16 protein-coding genes are annotated in these 20,104 nt (G+C 42.5%); 9 read left to right on the top strand and 7 right to left on the bottom strand.

Going from position 1 to position 20,104, the window contains the following annotated elements; all coding sequences use genetic code 11:
* Window positions 1-4 precede the first annotated feature (4 nt).
* From rsxB to CAG57_RS13620, 6 genes are all read right to left on the bottom strand, one after another.
* Window positions 5-592 (bottom strand): electron transport complex subunit RsxB, encoded by a 588-nt coding sequence (gene rsxB, locus CAG57_RS13645; protein WP_099612123.1) that lies wholly within the window; start codon window positions 590-592, stop codon window positions 5-7.
* Complete coding sequence (rsxA, locus tag CAG57_RS13640; RefSeq protein WP_078926219.1) at window positions 592-1,173, bottom strand: electron transport complex subunit RsxA; 582 nt, start codon at window positions 1,171-1,173, stop codon at window positions 592-594. The genes rsxB and rsxA overlap by 1 nt, the downstream gene beginning before the upstream one ends.
* 258 nt (window positions 1,174-1,431) lie before the next feature.
* Complete coding sequence (locus tag CAG57_RS13635) at window positions 1,432-2,985, bottom strand: methyl-accepting chemotaxis protein (RefSeq protein WP_161428417.1); 1,554 nt, start codon at window positions 2,983-2,985, stop codon at window positions 1,432-1,434.
* Between the two features lie 286 nt (window positions 2,986-3,271).
* Complete coding sequence (locus CAG57_RS13630; RefSeq protein ID WP_099612125.1) at window positions 3,272-3,892, bottom strand: LysE family translocator; 621 nt, start codon at window positions 3,890-3,892, stop codon at window positions 3,272-3,274.
* 93 nt (window positions 3,893-3,985) lie between these two features.
* Complete coding sequence (locus CAG57_RS13625) at window positions 3,986-4,417, bottom strand: acyl-CoA thioesterase (RefSeq protein ID WP_099612126.1); 432 nt, start codon at window positions 4,415-4,417, stop codon at window positions 3,986-3,988.
* A gap of 156 nt (window positions 4,418-4,573) precedes the next feature.
* Window positions 4,574-6,115: a bifunctional GNAT family N-acetyltransferase/carbon-nitrogen hydrolase family protein gene (locus CAG57_RS13620; protein ID WP_161428416.1), complete on the bottom strand. Its 1,542-nt coding sequence runs from the start codon at window positions 6,113-6,115 to the stop codon at window positions 4,574-4,576.
* Window positions 6,116-6,576: 461 nt separating this feature from the next.
* On the opposite strand from CAG57_RS13620, the gene CAG57_RS13615 reads away from it, so the two are divergent.
* The 9 genes from CAG57_RS13615 (at window position 6,577) to CAG57_RS13575 (ending at window position 18,860) form a co-directional block, all read left to right on the top strand.
* Entirely contained in the window at window positions 6,577-7,374 is a 798-nt protein-coding gene (locus CAG57_RS13615; protein ID WP_161428415.1) for a hypothetical protein, read from the top strand.
* A gap of 363 nt (window positions 7,375-7,737) precedes the next feature.
* Window positions 7,738-9,396 carry a putative transporter gene (locus CAG57_RS13610; protein WP_161428414.1) on the top strand — a complete coding sequence of 553 codons (1,659 nt, stop codon included), beginning with the start codon at window positions 7,738-7,740 and terminating at the stop codon, window positions 9,394-9,396.
* A 676-nt stretch (window positions 9,397-10,072) separates the two neighbouring features.
* A complete protein-coding gene (tig, locus tag CAG57_RS13605) occupies window positions 10,073-11,374 on the top strand; it encodes a trigger factor (RefSeq protein WP_099612129.1) in 1,302 nt (433 codons plus the stop codon).
* Between the two features lie 110 nt (window positions 11,375-11,484).
* Window positions 11,485-12,111, top strand: a complete 627-nt coding sequence (clpP, locus tag CAG57_RS13600) for an ATP-dependent Clp endopeptidase proteolytic subunit ClpP (RefSeq protein WP_099612130.1) — start codon at window positions 11,485-11,487, stop codon at window positions 12,109-12,111.
* 83 nt (window positions 12,112-12,194) lie between these two features.
* The gene (gene clpX, locus CAG57_RS13595) at window positions 12,195-13,475 is read left to right on the top strand and encodes an ATP-dependent protease ATP-binding subunit ClpX (RefSeq protein ID WP_099612131.1); all 1,281 of its coding nucleotides are present in this window, start codon (window positions 12,195-12,197) and stop codon (window positions 13,473-13,475) included.
* Between the two features lie 119 nt (window positions 13,476-13,594).
* A complete protein-coding gene (gene lon, locus CAG57_RS13590) occupies window positions 13,595-15,946 on the top strand; it encodes an endopeptidase La (protein WP_099612132.1) in 2,352 nt (783 codons plus the stop codon).
* 193 nt (window positions 15,947-16,139) lie between these two features.
* Complete coding sequence (locus CAG57_RS13585; RefSeq protein WP_099612133.1) at window positions 16,140-16,412, top strand: HU family DNA-binding protein; 273 nt, start codon at window positions 16,140-16,142, stop codon at window positions 16,410-16,412.
* A 150-nt stretch (window positions 16,413-16,562) separates the two neighbouring features.
* A complete protein-coding gene (ppiD, locus tag CAG57_RS13580; protein WP_161426828.1) occupies window positions 16,563-18,422 on the top strand; it encodes a peptidylprolyl isomerase in 1,860 nt (619 codons plus the stop codon).
* Between the two features lie 141 nt (window positions 18,423-18,563).
* Window positions 18,564-18,860, top strand: coding sequence for a ComEA family DNA-binding protein (locus tag CAG57_RS13575; protein ID WP_161430592.1), 297 nt, complete (start codon window positions 18,564-18,566; stop codon window positions 18,858-18,860).
* 202 nt (window positions 18,861-19,062) lie between these two features.
* Here CAG57_RS13575 and tnpC read toward each other — a convergent pair.
* Window positions 19,063-20,104, bottom strand: a 1,042-nt coding sequence (gene tnpC, locus CAG57_RS13570) for an IS66 family transposase (protein WP_161439540.1), incomplete at its 5' end; no start/stop codon positions are given.

Below are 20,104 nucleotides of genomic sequence, written 5' to 3'. Positions count from 1 at the left end.
ACCTTCAATGTGCGTTTTTTTGCGTATCAGACGCAGCTTCAGTGATATTAACAACAGGAATTGCATTCATTTGCCACTTCCAAGTATCCGGTGTGGTTTCGACAGGAATCATCTCGATACAATCCGTTGGGCACGGAGCAACACACAAATCGCAACCGGTACATTCGTCTTTTATGACAGTATGCAGTGCTTTTGTGCTTCCGACGATGGCATCGACAGGGCACGCTTGAATACATTTCGTGCAGCCAATACACATATCTTCATGAATAAAAGCCACTGTTTTGACTTTGTTGTCGAGGTCGTGCGCAGATTCTTGAACCTCAACCCCCATTAAATCTGCGAGTTTTTCAATTGTGGCTTGGCCACCCGGAGGACATTTATTAATAGCATCGCCATTTGCGATAGCTTCCGCATAAGGGCGGCAACCGGGATAGCCACATTGGCCACATTGAGTTTGTGGTAAAATAGCATCAATTTGATCAACAATCGGGTCACCGTCGACTTTAAAACGAATCGAGGCAAAGCCTAAAATAGCACCAAAAATTGCGGCTAAAACCGCTAAAGCAAGAACGGCGATCAACAACGTACTCATTACAATTTCACCAATCCGGTAAAGCCCATAAAGGCAAGAGACATCAACCCAGCGGTAATCATGGCAATCGATGCTCCTTTGAATGGCGTCGGTACATCTGCCACTTGAATGCGTTCGCGCATGGAGGCGAAAAGAATTAACACCAAAGAAAAGCCGACAGCAGCACCAAAACCATAAATAATGGATTGGATAAAATTATGGTTTTCATTGATGTTTAATAGCGCGACACCGAGTACGGCACAATTGGTGGTGATCAAAGGTAAAAAAATACCTAATAAGCGATACAACGTTGGGCTGGTTTTATGTACGACCATCTCGGTAAATTGTACGACGACAGCAATCACCAAAATAAAGCTCATCGTCCTTAAATATTCAATACCCAGCGGGCGAAGAATGTAACTTTCAACCAGATACGCGCAGACGGAGGCCAGGGTCAGCACAAACGTGGTAGCAAAGCCCATACCTATCGCGGTTTCGAGCTTTTTGGATACCCCCATAAAGGGGCATAAGCCGAGAAACTTTACCAGTACAAAGTTATTAACCAATACCGTACCGATTAATAACAAAAAATATTCGGTCATAATGCGAGTCGTCTTTAATTCTGATCTGGCTATTATCCAGCTTTGAGCCATCAATAACAACCGAGTAAAACAAAGGTTTTCTCTCGATGAATAGAAAATAGGCATAAAGTAACCGGCGATAACCGTTTCTTTCCCCACTTTTTACAGAAAGATAACCCTGTGACTTTACCGTGTTACTCAATAAAACGACCTTCAATGTGTAAGTATGTGTTTTTAATATCAGCAGATTTGATGATGAATAACTTTTATATTAGTACGTTAACGTTTAAAACGAATGACGAGTTCATGTAAATCATCCGATACTTTATGAACATCGTTAATGCTGTCACTGAGTTCATTCGCTCCTTTCAGGGTGGAGGACGCCAACATGGAAATATTAACAATTTGTTGATTCACATCTTCAGCGACATGTGCCTGTTGTTCTACCGCCGTGGCAATTTGTGAAGACATGGCGGCGATATGTTCAACGGCTTGAGAAATTCCTTTTAGTACTTCCCCACTTTCTAATACATAGCGAAGTCCGTCTTCTGCATCGGTAACGCCCGTTTGTGAAACTTGAACCGCTTGTTGAGCGCGCTGTGTCAGTTCCGAGATGATGGCGTGAATATCTTGGGTTGATTGTTGGGTTCGTGTTGCAAGGACACGAACTTCATCGGCAACAACAGCGAATCCTCGCCCTTGCTCTCCAGCTCTTGCCGCTTCAATGGCGGCATTTAACGCCAGAAGATTGGTTTGTTCTGCAATATTTTCAATGATTTGTGCTACGTGAGCAATTTTATTGGTTTGTTCGGAAACGTTTTGTACCGAGTCACCAATTTGCTGGACAGTACGTTTGAGTTTTTCAATCGCATCACGCGTTGTATTTGAGGTGATAACGCCGTTTTGCGTTAATTTGTTAGCCACTTCAGCTTGCTCGGCGGTATTATTGACATGTTCTGATACATCATGAATCGAGGTGCTCATTTGATGCATAGCGGCAGCAACGGCCTCGGTCTCTTTTTGTTGACGAGATATTTCTTTCTGTGCGTTCTGTGTTAAAGCTTGCCCTCGCCTTGCTTCAGCAGAAACATTGATCGCTGCATTTTCTATTCTAGCGATAATGGTATTGAGATGAGCGGCTTGGCTGTACAATGAAACTTTAATTTTGCCTAATTCACCTGTGTCGTCCGTGTAAGTATGCATAGCGAGTGGATGATAAAATGAGGTCTGCAATAGGTCACTGATTGAATGTAACGTTCGATGACGAGAGTACGACACCCATACACTAAAGATGATAATCCCGACGAGTAATATACTTTCCGATAGTTCAGGATATTCCATCGCATATAGCAAGCCAGAGCAGGCTAAAGCGAATATCAAAAAGAGGTTTTCTAACCGAATAGAGAGTCCGGCTTTGGCAGGCTTCCCGGCTCGGACTCTTTGATAAAATTTTTCGGCTCTGGCAATGGCTTTTTTATCTGGACACGATCGAACCGATTCATAACCGATCACGTTATTATTTTCGGTGATGGGAGTGACATAAGCATCGACCCAGTAGAAATCACCATTTTTGCAACGATTTTTGACTAATCCCATCCAAGGTTGTCCTGCCTTGAGGTGCTGCCACATGACTTCAAATGCCTGTGAAGGCATATCTGGATGTCGAATAATGTTATGCGGCTGACCAATTAACTCTTCTTTTTGAAAACCACTGATCTTTGCGAAAGCCTCATTACACTCGACAATTTTTCCTTGGGTATCGGTAACGGAAATCAGTTTGGTGTCTTTATCAAAGGTTTTTTCTTTATTGGTGACGGGGTGATTGTTTCGCATAGAAATATCCTAGAAGAAATCGCGCTGTGAACCCTGTTATAAATCCGTGATGTTATGAAACATAGCGGCCTGCCTAAATAAGCATAATCTACTTTGCTCAATGCGCAATTTTTAGGAATGGAATGGTATTTTTGAGTGACTAACGGATACGGTCATCCTTTATTGAAAGGGTGATAACGTCGTCGGACTAAGGCCGGTTAATGTATCAGGGGAAAGGAGCAGTATGTTGCTTTCACATCGTGACATGGTTTGATGTCATACGGGTAAAAGTAATTAAAGAGAATCATTAGCTGGCTAGTAGCCAGATACCTACCCCTGCCATCATCGTACCAGCGATGCGATTCAATAATCGTAAGTTATCGGCTTTTCCGAGTGCTCGTTTTAGTCCTTTTCCTCCGATCGCGTAAAGAGACATTGAAATAAATTCAGACACCATAATGATGGAAATCAATAAAGTGAGTTGTGGAACTAAACGGTGAGATTGATCAATAAAAGGTGGTAATAAAGCAATCATGAATGCCCAACCTTTGGGGTTGGCAATCGCGGTCATAAAACCTTGGATAAATAGTGTTTTTCGATGATGTGTTGGGTGAGGATGATCTGTCGAATCGAAGGCCAGTTTACTTTTTGAACGCCACATTTGGATGCCGAGATAGAGTAGATAACTGGCACCCACTAATTTGAACAGGGTAAACATCCATGGATAACTCAGCATGATGGCGGCAATCCCGATGACTGCAGAGACGGCTACCATGGCAACGCCAAGCAACTCACCGATCATCATCCATAATGTTTTTCGATAGCCAAGATTCATCCCAAGCGTTAAAGCTAATGTCATACACATACCCGGTGTAATAGAAACAAAGAAGAACGTTGGGATAAATAAACCAAGTAATGCACTATTCATTTGGTTGATCCGTCGAGAATAATTGCTTGGCACAATAAGCGTTGAGCGAGATTTAGGCAAGAGGCTCTTGAGTTATTGTGTACTGATGGTTAATCAGCCATGCGTTTCAATTTGTTTTATCGCTTGCACCAAATGTTCGGCGAGAAGCGCTTTTTGTCCAGTCGCAAAGTTAAACATCACGATGGTTGCAGCCCCTGTGGTGGTGACTTTACCTATTTTTTTACTCACGACGTGGTATTCCATGGTGAAACGATCAGTCTGAATATCCACTACTCTGGAACCGATCAATAAAGTATCAGGAAAGGTGACCGGAATTTTATAACGGCATTGGGTTTCACTCAGCACTGGGCCGATACCACTGCTTTGAATATCTTCCATCAAGGCTATCTGTTTAAAATAATCAATTCGCGCAGTTTCAAAGTAACGAAAGTAGACCACGTTATTGATATGCTGCAATGCATCCATCTCTCCCCATGCGACGGGAATTTCAGTAATGACAGGAAAAGCGTGAAGTAATGATTCCATGAGGCAAGGCTCCTAGGGTCTGTTGACCTTTCGCGGTTTTAGGGCAGTTACTCTAACCGTTTTAACTAAAAAATAGCGTGATTTTGTTATCATGTTGTTATTTTTTGTCGTTCCAAGGTGCCCAAAGATACGCTTGGAACGAAAATAGCGTGAATTTTAAGATTGATGAATTTTAGTGTGAGTAAATCCGCCATAGAGATCCATTCGGCGGTGACGTAAATTGGTGACTGAGCCTTCAGTATTAAGTTGTTTAAGCTTATCGAGATCCACATCAGCAAAAATTATCATTTCCGTATTTGGACTAGCTTCGGTAATGGTCGCGTCGTGTGGAAAGAAAACATCGGATGGTGAAAATACAGCTGACTGGGCATATTGAATGTCGACGTTATCCACTCGTGGTAAATTACCGACACTGCCTCCAATGGCGACATAACACTCGTTTTCAATGGCCCGAGCTTGTGAACAAAGGCGAACCCGTTGATAACCATTTTTGGTATCGGTCCAAAAAGGAACGAAGATAATGTGTACCCCTTGCTCTGCCAGCATTCGTCCAAGTTCTGGAAATTCACTGTCATAGCAAATTAAAATGCCCACCCGGCCCGCATCGGTTGTAAACACTTGGACATGGTTGCCGCCATCGATCACCCAGTCACGTTTTTCATGTGGTGTAATATGAATTTTGTACTGTTGGTCAATTGAGCCATCACGATGAAGTAAATAGGCCACATTATACAGTTGACCATCTTCTAAAACAGGCATGCTACCGGCAATAATATTAATGTTGTAAGTGACCGCCAGGGTCGAGAAGTGGGTTTTTATCTGCTCACTAAAAGAGGCTAAAAAGCGAATTGCTTCGACGCTGTTTTGTTCGCGCTTTAATCCCATTAATGGGGCGTTAAAAAACTCTGGGAATAGGGCAAAATCTGCCTGATATTTTGAAAGCGAGTCAACAAAAAATTCGGCTTGATCCAACAAATCTTCCACACTGAGCACGGCTCGCATTTGCCACTGAACGATACCAATACGCACTAAAGTTTTTTCGACATCATGAATAGATTGAATATCTTCTTCATAAAAGAAATTATCCCACTCTAATAAGGTGGCATATCCCCTTGAATTATCATCTTCCGGTAGGTAGTGGCGCATAATCCGCTTAACATCAAAGTCATTTGCTAATTGGAAAGAGAGAATCGGATCATGCAGCTCACGGCGTTTGACTTTTTCGATATAGTCCATAACTGGCATTTGATCCGCATATTGAGCGTATCCCGGTATTCGACCACCGGCTAAAATGGCTTTGAGGTTGTCACTACGGCACAATTCTTTTCTAGCTGTATATAATCGACGTCCTAAGCGTAACCCTCGGTAATCAGGATGGACGAAAACATCCAAGCCATACAGCGCATCGCCATTCGTTTTATGTTGAATCACATTGTGTTCATTGATGATATCAGTATAAACATGAGGAAGAGAAAAACGGTTATAATCCACTTTGATGGTGAGTGCGGCCGCAATGACTTTTCCATCGTCCTCAATACAAATTTGTCCATCTGGAAATTGGTGAATTAAGTCCATAATTGTCATTCTGGGCCAAGCACCGCCCACATCGTGAAAGACGAGATCCATCAACATGGCTAATTCAGGATAATCACTCTTTTCAATGACACGCAGAGTTAAACGTGGTGCAGGATTACTCATACACGATGCTTCCTTGTTGTTATGCTTTTTGAGTTAAAGTTGTAATGGTGCTGGCTAGGGTTTGTTTAACCTATTTACATGGTGTCGCTATGCTCCTGAAATGGGGCCCTTAGCTATCACTAAAGGCCAATCTATGATTGTACAAATTTGCTAATGACTTACCAGGCTAAGTGGTTTGAGAATAGTCATACTGACGAATATTTCCTATTGAAGCAAGTTCATATAAGGCGTGAGCTTGACTTGCGTCATCACCGATTTAAAAAAGCGCAGCAAGGTGAGGGAGTTGTGAAGGTTTAAGCCTTTATAATAAAAAGGTTATTAATTTGTGTGAGAATTTCGTGTTTAGTCACAAGATTAGTCCTGAAAAAATAAGCAATTTGAGTCATATTATCGATTCTCTTGATCATAGTGGTGAGTTATCACTGAGATGGTTTTTTAGGTAGGTTTTAGAGTCAATAATCATGCCAGTATGTTCGTTACCTATTTTGTATGTATTATCTTTTAGCTTTCAATTGGTTAAGATGAAGTGGAGTCAGCTTTTACGATTATCCTGGCCCTACTGGTTAGTGACGCTCAGCAGTCAATATATTATTCCACAGACTCAGCAAGGGTATAGTGCGCCACACGTATTTTTATGGATCGTCTTTGTCATGATGATTGCTGCTTGGACAACGGTTCAGCTGCATAGGAGTATTCTGTTAGATTCATCGTCCATAACAACATCATCCATAACAACATCGAACAACGACTCATCCCAGTTCGGAACAAGAGAGTTAAAAATGATCGGTTACTGGATATTGATTGGTGGTGGGTTATTTTCTCTACTCATCGGCTGTACCTTGATATTTGTTTACTTGTTTGAGGAGAAGGTCGCTTCATTACCTGTTTTTGTACTCTATCTGCTATTTTCACTCCCCTGCTGTTGGCTATTTTCTCGTTGGAGTTTGGTGATTCCTGCCATAGCGATTGATGCAGAGCCACGTGGCTTAAAAGTGGCATGGTCTTTATCAAAACCCTACCAAGGCCCACTTTTTATTTTACTGGGTCTATTTCCCTATGGCATCACGATGTTGTTTACTTTTTTTGCTCAATGGGATGGAGTGAGTGAGCAAGCCCACTGGGTGTTTAATCTCTTGATCTATTTCTTTTGGTTATATCAAATCTGTATTTTATCAATAACTTATCAATGGATTATTCGACGTAAGCAAATCGATCATTTTTTAGATATGTCACCATCGGGTCGACTGGTGAGTGAATAAAGCGCCATTTTTAGGTGTAATCGATATAGATAGGGTGTCTGTCTACGATTAAAATATTAAATGATATAACTATCATTTAAAGGCGGAAATCATGTCAGTGAGATCGTAGATTGAACAATTGACGCTATTGGAGATTCGCTTAAACGCACACTTCTGTTTATCTATAGTTAACACTTTCTTACAATTACAGTATTACTGTGGTTAGTTTGGGGCAACGACATATCGTTTTGGAACATTTCTAAGAACGATTGGAACCCTTCAGCTGTAGACTAACCACTCTTATCAGTTCTTATGCCTACCCCTGCTTGTTGTTCTGCGAATCTGCCCTGTAAAGTTTTATGTTTATAATTTAGGAGAGAAATTATGAGTGACATTGCGCTTTCTATCAGCATTCTTTCGCTGGTAGCAGTGCTGGGGTTGTGGCTTGGAAATTGGCGAATATACGGTGTAGGGTTAGGAATTGGTGGCGTCCTATTTGGTGGTATTTTAGTCGGCCATTTTACTACGGCTTGGGGAATCGATCTCGATTACAATACCTTACATTTTATTCAAGAATTTGGTCTGATCTTGTTTGTTTATACCATTGGTATACAAGTGGGGCCTGGCTTTTTCTCTTCATTGAGATCCTCCGGTCTAAAACTGAATGCTTTTGCTGCTTTGATTGTTTTGCTTGGCTGTTTAGTGACCATCGCACTGTATTATTTATTTGATGTGCCATTGCCGGTGATTCTCGGCGTATTCTCTGGTGCAGTGACCAATACACCATCACTGGGTGCTGGGCAACAAATTCTCGGAGAGTTAGGTGGCCAAGAGAATTTATTGGATTTAACCGGGATGGGCTATGCAATTGCTTATCCATTTGGTATTTGTGGCATTTTGTTAACGATGTGGCTATTGCGTATGTTATTTCGAGTTAACATTCAGCAAGAGGCCGATGAATTTGAAATTCACAATGGGCATAAAAAAGAGAGCCTGAATACGATAAATGTTGCGGTGAAAAATCCCAATTTAAATGGGCTGCTCTTACAAGAGATTCCAGCATTAAGCGATGGAAATATTATTTGTTCGCGCTTAAAACGAGGAGACCAACTGTATGTCCCCAAGCCAGACTCTCGTGTTGAATTGAATGATTTTCTTCACTTAGTGGGGGATAAAAAAGCATTAGAAAAAGCTCGGTTAGTGATTGGTGAAGAGGTTGATGCTTCATTATCGACACGAGGCACCGAATTACGAGTTCAACGTTTGGTGGTGACCAATGAAATTGTATTGGGTAAAAAACTACGTGACTTAGATCTAAAAGAAAAGTATGACGTTGTGGTTTCTCGGCTTAATCGAGCTGGGGTTGAGTTGATTCCATCGAGTCAATCAACTCTACAATTTGGTGATATTTTAAACTTAGTTGGCCGAAAAGAAGCCATTGAAGCCGTCAGTGGTATTGTTGGTAATGCACATCAAAAATTGCAACATGTGCAAATGTTGCCTGTTTTTGTTGGGATAGGCCTTGGAGTACTCTTAGGTTCGATACCTTTTTACTTACCGGGTTTTCCTGCAGCAATAAAATTGGGATTGGCAGGCGGACCACTGATCGTCGCTCTTATTTTGGCTCGTATTGGTAGCATTGGTAAAATGTACTGGTTCATGCCACCAAGCGCTAACTTAGCATTACGTGAAATTGGTATTGTTCTATTCCTCTCTGTGGTTGGACTAAAATCGGGAGGGCATTTTATTGATACCTTAGTGCAAGGTGATGGTGTCAGTTGGATGGGATATGGTGCATTAATTACCGCTATCCCATTAATTACCGTAGGGATCTTGGCTCGGCTATTTGGTCAACTGAACTACCTTACTATGTGTGGTATGTTGGCAGGCTCAATGACGGATCCACCAGCATTAGCTTTTGCAAATGGTTTACATGAAACAAGCGGCGCATCAGCGCTAGCTTATGCAACGGTTTATCCGTTAGTCATGTGTTTGCGGATACTATCTCCACAGGTATTAGCGCTTATTTTATGGGCATTATAATGAACGGTAACGGAAGGGGCTTGTTTCCCTTCCGTGTCTATTTTTGGCGCAAGAGGCGATTGAACAGGCAACCCAAGGCAATTGTCATCAAATCGAGACACTGATTCAGCGATTACCTCGACCTTTTGACGAATAGCCAGAATATGAACGCTATGCAAGGCTCCCCACGGAGTGGGGGAAAACATTGGTCATCAGTTGCTCGTCTTAGACGGCCATCATGATGGTTAACTATTAATGCGCTTGCCCTGCAAAATAAGAGCAAGATCTCTTTTTGAATGTTTGGATAAAAAAAAGCCTCGATTCTCTTGAAAAAGCCTTTATTGTCCCCATTTAAATTCTCATGGTTTTAAGTGTTTGATGAAAACTTTAGCACTTAGGTCGTTTTTGGACAGATTTATAAGCGATGGTTTGGGGTTTAACTCGACAGGAAAAGCCCTGATCGGTAGAATGTCACGTCTAAATTTTTGCCCTGAGGCTAATCAGAGATACCTTTATTCGGCGCAAATCGGCAAAGATATCACTTATTAGTCTGATATTAAGGCTTATTAAGCCGAAATATCGATGCCTAATATTTATCATTTAAGTGTTCAATCGAACACAACACAAGGATGCAGCCAATCACGGTATTGGCTCATGATGCTCAGGAATACTGAGCCAGTTTTGAGGTTTATAAACAATGCAAGTTACTGTTGAAACGCTAGAAGGCCTAGAGCGCCGTCTCAATATTACTGTTCCAGCTGCAAACATCGAAGATGCGGTGACAGCGGAACTACGCAACATCGCCAAGAACCGTCGTTTCGATGGTTTCCGTAAAGGCAAAGTGCCAATGAAGATGGTTGCTAAGATGTACGGCAAAGCAGTACGTCAAGATGTATTGGGTGAAGTGATGCAGCGTCACTTTATCGAAGCAATCGTGAAAGAAAAAATCAATCCTGCTGGCGCACCAACCTTTGCTCCTGTTGAAAACGAAGCAGGAAAAGACCTTGTTTTTACAGCAACGTTTGAAGTTTACCCAGAAGTTGAGTTGAAAGGTCTAGAAAATATCACGGTAGAAAAACCAGCAGCAGAAGTGACTGATTCAGATGTTGCTGAAATGTTGGAAACACTTCGTAAACAACAAGCCGCTTGGGTTGAAGTGGACGAAGCTGCTGAAGAAGGTAAGCGAGTTTCTATCGATTTTGTTGGTTCTATTGATGGTGAAGAATTTGAAGGCGGTAAAGCTGAAAACTTCCCACTAGAAATGGGTGCTGGCCGTATGATTCCTGGTTTTGAAGATGGTATCGTTGGCAAAACTAAAGGCATGGAATTTGAAATCGACGTTAACTTCCCTGAAGATTACCACGCAGAGAACCTAAAAGGTAAAGCGGCCAAGTTTGCCATTAAAGTTAATAAAGTAGAAGCGCGTGAACTGCCAGAAATGAATGATGAATTTGTGGCTAAGTTTGGTGTGGCTGAAGGCGGAATTGAAGGTTTGAAAGCCGAAGTTCGTAAAAATATGGAGCGTGAGCTGAAGCAAGCCATCAAAACTCGCGTGAAAGAGCAAGCGATTGAAGGCCTAGTAAAAGAGAACGAAACTCCGGTTCCTTCTGCATTGGTTGACCAAGAAATTAATGTATTACGCCAGCAAGCAGCTCAACGTTTTGGTGGTAACATGGAAGCCGCTAATCAACTTCCACGTGAACTTTTTGAAGAACAAGCAAAACGTCGCGTTGTGGTTGGTCTACTCTTAGGTGAAGTTATTCGCACTGAAGAGCTAAAAGCTGATGAAGAAAAAGTAAAAGCTCTAATTGATGAGATGGCAACTGCTTATGAAGATCCATCAGAAGTGATTGCTTACTATCAGCAAAATGAGCAAATGATGGATAATATGCGCAATCTTGCTCTAGAAGAGCAAGCGATTGAGGCGATCATTGCTAAAGCCAAAGTGACGGAAAAAACAGTTAGCTTTAATGAGCTAATGAATCCAGAAGCTGCTTGATTTAAGCAATTTGTCACGTAGAAAGGTTGACGAAACGTCAGCTCTTCTGCTAACAATGGTCCGCGTGATGCCCATCATTCGGGCCATTTATTTTAGGGATACAAGACTATATGAGCTACCAAGAAAAAAATGCAATGTCGCCAGTGATTGATGCGCTCGTACCCATGGTGGTAGAACAGACATCTCGTGGTGAGCGTTCATATGATATCTATTCTCGTCTATTAAAAGACAGAGTGATTTTTCTGACAGGCCAAGTAGAAGATCACATGGCAAATCTTGTCGTGGCTCAACTGCTTTTTTTAGAATCTGAAAATCCTGATAAAGATATTTTCCTATACATTAACTCTCCTGGTGGCAGTGTGACTGCTGGCATGTCTATTTATGACACCATGCAGTTTATCAAGCCTAATGTCAGCACGTTATGTATCGGGCAAGCTTGTTCAATGGGGGCCTTTTTACTCGCTGGTGGTGCGCCGGGTAAACGTTATGTCTTACCCAATTCTCGCGTAATGATTCATCAACCACTAGGGGGCTTCCAAGGCCAAGCCTCAGACATTCAAATCCATGCGCAAGAAATTCTAAGTATTAAGAATAAACTTAACAAATTGCTAGCAGAACACACAGGACAACCACTCGAAATCATTGAACGCGATACCGATCGTGATAATTTTATGTCAGCGGATCAAGCGGTGGAATACGGGTTAGTCGATGCTGTGTTAACTCATCGTGGTGAATAGCCATTGTGAAAATTGGTTAACGCAATCTAGTGTAAATTGTTATACACTGAAACCATAAAGAGTAAAGGCTAAGAGGTTAGCGAATGACAGATAAAAGCAAAGAGGGTGGTAGCAGTAAATTGCTGTACTGCTCTTTCTGTGGCAAAAGCCAGCACGAAGTTCGCAAGCTAATCGCCGGTCCTTCAGTATACATCTGTGATGAATGTGTCGATCTTTGTAACGATATTATTCGTGAAGAGATCAAAGATGTTTTACCGAAGAAAGAGTCGTCAGCGTTGCCGACTCCTCGAGAAATTCGTGAACATCTCGATGACTATGTGATTGGCCAAGAACATGCAAAAAAAGTGCTTGCGGTTGCGGTATATAACCACTACAAGCGTTTACGTAACGGTGATACAACGAGTGACGGTGTGGAACTTGGCAAAAGTAATATTTTGCTGATTGGTCCAACAGGAAGTGGTAAAACACTACTTGCTGAAACCTTGGCTCGTTTCTTAGACGTTCCGTTTACGATGGCAGATGCAACTACATTAACCGAAGCCGGTTATGTGGGAGAAGATGTTGAAAACATCATCCAGAAACTGCTACAAAAATGTGACTATGATGTTGCCAAGGCAGAGCGAGGAATTGTCTATATCGATGAAATCGATAAAATTTCACGTAAAGCAGAAAATCCATCCATCACTCGTGATGTATCCGGTGAAGGGGTTCAGCAAGCGCTGCTAAAACTGGTGGAAGGTACAGTGGCATCCGTTCCGCCACAAGGTGGACGTAAGCATCCGCAGCAAGAGTTTTTACAGGTTGACACCTCAAAAATTCTTTTCATTTGTGGTGGTGCTTTCTCTGGTTTGGATAAAGTCATTGAACAACGTGTCGCGAAAGGGACAGGAATTGGTTTTGGGGCTGAAGTTCGCTCAAAAGACAGTAGTAAGTCGATAAGTGAACTCTTTACCCAAGTAGAACCTGAAGATTTGGTAAAATATGGGTTGATTCCAGAGTTTATTGGGCGCTTGCCAGTCACGGCAACCTTAACAGAACTGGATGAAAAAGCCTTAATTCAAATCTTATGTGAGCCGAAAAACGCATTGACAAAACAGTATGCCGCTCTTTTTGAGTTAGAAGAGACGGAACTAGAATTTCGTGAAGATGCCTTACGTGCAATCGCCGCTAAAGCGATGAAGCGTAAAACTGGTGCTCGGGGTCTACGTTCTATTCTTGAAAACGTCCTGTTAGAAACCATGTATGAACTGCCTTCAATGTCTGACGTTGAGAAAGTTGTCATTGATGAGTCTGTTATAAATGGTGAGTCAGCTCCTTTACTCATTTACGCAGGAAATGAGCATCAAGCTGCAGGTGCTGAATAAAATTTGTGCAACTGTTTTAAAAGGAGGCGGTCAAGCCTCCTTTTTTTAATTCTGTCATTGAATCCAGTCTGTTAGCCCCCATATACTGCCATATACATAAAAGCGGAAGAGAGAATAATATGAACTTGGAACGATCCGAGCGTATTGAGATCCCAGTACTCCCTCTACGAGATGTAGTGGTGTACCCACATATGGTCATTCCTCTGTTTGTTGGCCGTGAAAAATCCATTCAGTGTTTAGATGCGGCAATGGATAACAACAAGCAAGTGCTTCTGGTTGCTCAAAAGCAAGCAGAAACCGATGAGCCGAAAGTTTCAGATCTCTTTGAAGTGGGAACTGTGGCGACCATCCTTCAATTATTGAAATTACCCGATGGTACGGTAAAAGTCTTAGTTGAAGGTCAACAGCGCGCAAAAATCCATCAATTCAACGAAGGTGAATTTTTCTCAGCGGAAGCTGAGTATTTATTGACTCCAGAGTTGGATGATAAAGAGCAAGAAGTGGTTGTGCGCAGCGCGATCAATCAGTTTGAAGGTTTTATCAAGCTGAATAAAAAGATTCCTCCTGAAGTCCTGACATCACTGAATGGTATCGATGAAGCCGCTCGCCTTGCCGATACCATCGCTGCGCATATGCCACTAAAACTGGCAGATAAACAACAAGTTTTAGAAATTTTAGACGTCGCTGAACGTTTGGAATTTTTGATGGGGCAAATGGAATCAGAAATTGATCTGCTGCAAGTTGAAAAACGCATTCGTACCCGCGTGAAAAAGCAGATGGAAAAATCTCAGCGAGAGTACTACCTGAATGAGCAAATGAAAGCCATTCAGAAAGAACTCGGTGAGATGGATGATGCACCCGATGAATTTGAAGTTTTGCAACAAAAAATTGAAGCATCGAAGATGCCAAAAGAAGCTCGAGAAAAAACAGAGCAAGAGCTGCAAAAACTAAAAATGATGTCTCCCATGTCGGCAGAAGCCACGGTGGTTCGCAGCTACATCGACTGGATGGTTAGCGTGCCTTGGACGAAGCGCTCTAAAGTGAAAAAAGATCTCGCTAAAGCAGAAGAGATCCTCAATGCTGATCATTATGGTTTGAAACGGGTAAAAGAGCGCATTTTGGAATACCTGGCGGTACAAACACGGATCAATAAGTTAAAAGGGCCAATTTTATGTTTGGTTGGGCCTCCAGGGGTGGGTAAAACGTCATTAGGACGCTCTATCGCTGCCGCCACTGGCCGTAAATATGTCCGTATGGCTCTAGGTGGCGTGCGGGATGAAGCCGAGATTCGCGGGCACCGTCGAACTTATATTGGTTCATTACCGGGTAAGTTGATTCAAAAAATGGCAAAAGTTGGGGTTAAAAACCCGCTATTTTTATTAGATGAAATCGATAAAATGTCTTCGGACATGCGTGGCGATCCCGCTTCTGCCTTGTTAGAAGTGCTAGACCCTGAACAAAATAACTCGTTTAATGACCATTATTTGGAAGTTGACTATGACTTATCGGATGTGATGTTTGTCGCGACGTCTAACTCGATGAATATTCCAGGCCCGCTGTTGGATCGTATGGAAGTGATTCGTCTATCCGGTTATACCGAAGATGAAAAACTCAATATAGCAAAACGTCATTTAGTGAATAAGCAAATTGAGCGTAATGGTTTGAAACCTAGTGAGATCATCATCGAAGATTCAGCCATTATTGGTATTATCCGCTACTATACACGCGAAGCAGGAGTCCGCGGGCTTGAGCGAGAAATTTCTAAAATCTGTCGTAAAGCGGTGAAGAAAATTCTGCTCAATACTGGGGTCAAAACCGTGACGGTTAATCAAGCAAACTTAAAAGAATTTTTAGGTGTACAGCGGTTTGATTATGGTAAAGCGGATGAAAGTAATCGTATCGGTCAAGTTACTGGCCTTGCATGGACTGAAGTCGGTGGCGATCTTCTCACGATTGAAACACAATCGATGCCGGGCAAAGGGAAGTTAACACAAACCGGTTCGCTGGGCGATGTGATGCAAGAATCGATTCAAGCCGCGATGACTGTCGTTCGCTCTCGTGCGGAAAAACTCGGTATCAATGGTGACTTTTATGAAAAGAAAGATATCCATGTTCATGTTCCGGAAGGGGCAACACCGAAGGATGGCCCGAGTGCGGGGATCGCGATGTGTACAGCGTTAGTCTCTAGCCTTACCGGGAATCCGGTAAAAGCGGAAGTGGCAATGACAGGTGAAATTACGCTGCGAGGCGAAGTACTGCCGATTGGCGGTTTGAAAGAAAAGCTGCTTGCGGCCCATCGTGGCGGGATCAAAACCGTGTTAATCCCTAAAGATAATGAGCGTGATCTAGAAGAGATTCCAGATAACGTGATTGCAGATTTGCAAGTTATCCCAGTCCAGTGGATTGATGAAGTATTGCAAGTTGCATTAGAAAAAGATCCGAATGGGGTCAGTTTTTCAGCGGTCAAATAGTGATATGCAGCAAAAATAAGTAAAAGATTACGCTGATAGGTGGAAAAAGGCTTGTCAGCGTTTTTTTTGAGAGCTAACGTTATTGACTATGGCTTAAGCCCAGTTGTCACAAGGCTTTAAGCCTGTTTTTAATCTTAATGGAACGAATCGGCACCGAACAAAATAATAACTTGGTAGCCAAAGGGGAATCATAGTGAATAAAACTCAATTAGTAGAAAAAATTGCAGCTGACGCTGATATCTCAAAAGCATCAGCTGGTCGTGCCCTTGATGCATTTATTGAAGCAGTGAGCGATACTCTTCAGTCTGGTGATCAAGTGGCATTAGTGGGCTTTGGTACCTTCTCAGTTCGTACCCGTGCGGCTCGTACTGGTCGTAACCCTAAAACGGGCGAAGAGATTCAAATCGCTGAAGCAAAAGTACCTGCTTTCAAAGCGGGTAAAGCATTGAAAGATGCTTGTAACTAATTCAGTTACTTTTGTTGTTTTTACGCAAATTTAGTTCGAACCTTTTGAAATTATGCGCATCCTACTGATGCGCATTTCTTTTTCTGATATTATCGCGCTATTCAATTTTGGCTGAAGTCTGTGACTTCAAATCCGGAGAGCAGTAAAACTATGATGGATCGATTACGCGAGGGCGTGAACAGCACCGCGATAAAAATTATCCTAGGACTAATTATCCTTTCTTTTGTCTTTGCTGGGGTAGGTAATTCCCTGATTAGTGGCGGCAATAACGCTGCCGCTAAAGTCGGCGGTGTTGATATTGGCCGAGGAGAATTTGAGCAAGCTTACCAAAATGAACGTAATCGTATGCAATCTCAGTTTGGCGATTACTTTTCTAACTTGTTAGCCGATCCGGCTTACGTTTCCTTCTTGCGAAAGTCAGTGCTTGATAATTTAATTAATGATCTTTTACTTGAGCAACATGCTCAATCACTTGGGCTCAGAGTGAGCGATGAACAAGTTCGTCAATCAATTTTAACCATGCCTGAGTTTCAATCGGAAGGTCAGTTTGATCAAACGCTTTACCAATCGGCTTTGCGTCGTGCTGGGTTTACCCCAGACGGGTTTGCACAATATCTACGTCGTAATTTAGTACGTAATCAGTTAATGACTGCGCTACAAGGTAGTGAATTTACTCTAAATGGTGAAATTGATGCCCAGAGTGCTTTAATTACTCAGCAACGTCAAATTCGTACCATTTCTTTACCGACCGCATCTTTTACTCAGTCAGTCCAAGTTACCGCTGAGGAAATCGAGCAATACTACCAAGCAAATGATGAGCGCTATACTCGTCCAGAACAGATGAAAATTTCTTATATTGAACTGGCAGCGCAACAATTGAAAGCTGCGGTATTGGTGAGTGATGAGCAAGCACAAGCTTATTATCAAGAGCATCAAGATAAATATACGTCAGATGAACAGCGTAAAGTGAGCCATATCCTTGTAAAAGGTGATGACAGGGCAATGGCTCAAGCTATTCTTGATGAACTTGATGCAGGGGCTGATTTTGCCACCCTAGCCAAAGAAAAGTCACAAGATACTGGGAGTGTACAAGAAGGCGGTAATCTGGGCTGGATTGAACGTGGTACGATGGATGCAGCGTTTGAAGATGCAGCGTTTGCGCTACAGCATGTTGGTGATGTAACGGGCTTAGTTAAATCAGAATCTGGTTACCACATTATCAAACTTGATGAGCTTAACGCCCCCATGGTTCGACCTTTTGAGCAAGTTGCTACGCAAATTAAAACTGAGCTGCAAGATCAACAAGCGGTTGATCAGTTCTACCAACTGCAAACTGAGCTTGAAAAAGTAGCGTTTGAATCTCCAGATTCATTGGATGATGCAGCGCAAGTGGTTCATGCACAGATTCAGCGTACTGACTTTATTTCAGTTGATGAACTTCCCCAACGTTTACGTAATACGGATGTGTTACAGGCATTGCAGTCACCAGAAGTCAAAGAAGATGGTTTGAACTCAGAGGTGATTGAAATTGCTCCAGAACACATTGTGGTGGTGCGTGTTGAAGAGTCTCGACCTGAAACTATTTTGCCATTAGCCGAGGTCAAGTCATCCATTGAGGCGGAACTGGTGCAGCTAAAAGGTGCTCAACAAGCACAGCAGTTAGCGACTCAGCTAGTGAGTGGATTGCAAGCAGGGGATGATCACTTACTGGCCGAGCATAAGCTTACTTTTAGCCAACCACAAACGATTGATCGTGGTGCAGCTTTGGCTAAGATTGTCTTTTCAATGCCCAAGCCGGAACAAGATAAATCGGTTTATGCGCAAGGAAAAGATCAGGATGGAAACGTGGTTGTGATTGCGTTAGATAACGTTGATACTCAGGTCGATGCGCAATATCGTGAGCAAATTGCTGCTCAATTATCTCGTCTTGGTACTCAGCAGGATTTAGATAGTGTACTGAATGTATTGCGTAAAAATACAGAAATTGAGTATTTCTCTGTGAATCAATAATACACATCATGTAATTGATATGTTTGTTAAAATGGGCTGCCTTTGCAGCTCATTTTATTTTACGGTTTTGTTTGATTTGTTGTGTCTTTATTTCCCTTAATATCAATACGCGTTGTCGCATAGGTAATCACAAGGAGAGTTATGATGCTAAAAAAATACTTAATCATTTTACTGTTAGGAGCTTGCTGGCCAATGAGTTATGCCTTTGGTGAAGAACTTACTGAGGTCAGTCAAGGGTTTGAGATCACCGTTAATATTAATACCGCTTCTGCAGAAGAAATGGCGACGTTATTGCAAGGAATTGGCTTGCAAAAAGCACAGGCGATTGTTGAGTATCGGGAACAAAACGGTGCTTTTACTAATAAGGATGATTTAATTAAGGTAAAAGGCATTGGCCGAGCGACGGTCAATAAAAATGACAAGCGAATTTTGCTTTAATCTCATTTCCATCCTATATGAGTATTTGGGTTGATTATCAAAACTCAGGAAAAATTCCTGAGTTTTTGTTTATACACCCCCTGTCCTTTCTCTTCTTTAGTCTCTGCATTACTGTTATTTTTTGCTCTTTCTCGATATAGCCAACCTGCAATTCCAAGTTGTTTGGGTGTAGAGTAAGCGCCCCATGATCCCACGGGGCGTTTTAGTGTGAGAAGTTCCAAGGAAGAAGAGAGTTAATATCAGGCTCTGGCTTTGCCAGTTCCCTCATACATTTGACCATGTAATCGTAGAGTATCAGTCCGTTCGCTTTCGCCGTCTCGATGATGCTATACAGCAAAGCACTCGCATCAGCACCAAGCGGATTCGTCGAGAATAACCAATTTTTTCTACCAATAACCAGCGATTTGATTGCGCGTCCCGCTCGGTTGTTGTCGATAGATAAATGCCCATCTTCAACATAGCGTATCAGCTTAGACCACTGACCCAAGGTGTACTTGATGGCTTTACCAAGAGGACTCGATTCGATGATTTTCTGCGTGGTTAACCAGTCATACAAGTCATCCAACATCGGTTTAGCCTGCGCTTGTCTTTCTGCCCAACGCTCTTCGACCGAAGCCAGTTTTAATCGCGATTCCAGTGCATACAGCTTTTGGATTTTGGCTAACGCCACATCTGCTTTACCTGTTTTACCTTTGCCCTGAAGCTTTTTCGCCTCCATGAACTTACGACGTGCGTGAGCGAAGCAACCGACATTGGTGACGTTGGTTAATCCATCATAAGCCGCGTAGCCATCACTTTGTAGATAGCCTGAGTAATCGCCCAAAAAGTTCACGGGGCACGCTCTCGCACGGCTGTTTTGATAGTCGAACAAGACGATATTTTTCATGTCAGGGAGTTTGGCTTCAGGGGAGTCGGCTCCCGAGCTGTACAACCACATATAACATTGCTTGTCTTCCTTAAGTACATTGAGCGGTGTTTCATCGGCCTGAACCACCACTTGTTCGAGTAAGTGAGCCTTCAGTGCCTGATAAAGCGGTTTGAACTTTTCACTCACCTGGATTACCCACCTTGCCATGGTGGTTCTCGATAGCTCGATACCTGACTGGGTAAACAGGGATTCTTGGCGATAAAGTGGCATCGCGTATTGGTATTTGCCAAGGATGATATTGGCCAGCAAGCTTTCTGTGGCGAAGCTTTTAGGGATGATGCTTATCGGTGCGGGTTGTTGGTGAATGTGGCTTTTT

Origin of the sequence: Vibrio sp. V30_P3S12P165 (assembly GCF_009904905.1) — a bacterium.
In the GTDB taxonomy this organism is placed as follows: Bacteria; Pseudomonadota; Gammaproteobacteria; order Enterobacterales; family Vibrionaceae; genus Vibrio; species Vibrio fujianensis.
This window is presented reverse-complemented; position numbering and strand designations above follow the sequence as displayed.

Bases quoted from the DNA above. Each gene is read 5' to 3' on its own strand.
- rsxB (WP_099612123.1), bottom strand. From the start codon at position 592: ATGAGTACGTTGTTGATCGCCGTTCTTGCTTTAGCGGTTTTAGCCGCA.
- rsxA (WP_078926219.1), bottom strand. From the start codon at position 1,173: ATGACCGAATATTTTTTGTTATTAATCGGTACGGTATTGGTTAATAAC.
- CAG57_RS13635 (WP_161428417.1), bottom strand. From the start codon at position 2,985: ATGCGAAACAATCACCCCGTCACCAATAAAGAAAAAACCTTTGATAAA.
- CAG57_RS13630 (WP_099612125.1), bottom strand. From the start codon at position 3,892: ATGAATAGTGCATTACTTGGTTTATTTATCCCAACGTTCTTCTTTGTT.
- CAG57_RS13625 (WP_099612126.1), bottom strand. From the start codon at position 4,417: ATGGAATCATTACTTCACGCTTTTCCTGTCATTACTGAAATTCCCGTC.
- CAG57_RS13620 (WP_161428416.1), bottom strand. From the start codon at position 6,115: ATGAGTAATCCTGCACCACGTTTAACTCTGCGTGTCATTGAAAAGAGT.
- CAG57_RS13615 (WP_161428415.1), top strand. From the start codon at position 6,577: ATGCCAGTATGTTCGTTACCTATTTTGTATGTATTATCTTTTAGCTTT.
- CAG57_RS13610 (WP_161428414.1), top strand. From the start codon at position 7,738: ATGAGTGACATTGCGCTTTCTATCAGCATTCTTTCGCTGGTAGCAGTG.
- tig (WP_099612129.1), top strand. From the start codon at position 10,073: ATGCAAGTTACTGTTGAAACGCTAGAAGGCCTAGAGCGCCGTCTCAAT.
- clpP (WP_099612130.1), top strand. From the start codon at position 11,485: ATGAGCTACCAAGAAAAAAATGCAATGTCGCCAGTGATTGATGCGCTC.
- clpX (WP_099612131.1), top strand. From the start codon at position 12,195: ATGACAGATAAAAGCAAAGAGGGTGGTAGCAGTAAATTGCTGTACTGC.
- lon (WP_099612132.1), top strand. From the start codon at position 13,595: ATGAACTTGGAACGATCCGAGCGTATTGAGATCCCAGTACTCCCTCTA.
- ppiD (WP_161426828.1), top strand. From the start codon at position 16,563: ATGATGGATCGATTACGCGAGGGCGTGAACAGCACCGCGATAAAAATT.
- CAG57_RS13575 (WP_161430592.1), top strand. From the start codon at position 18,564: ATGATGCTAAAAAAATACTTAATCATTTTACTGTTAGGAGCTTGCTGG.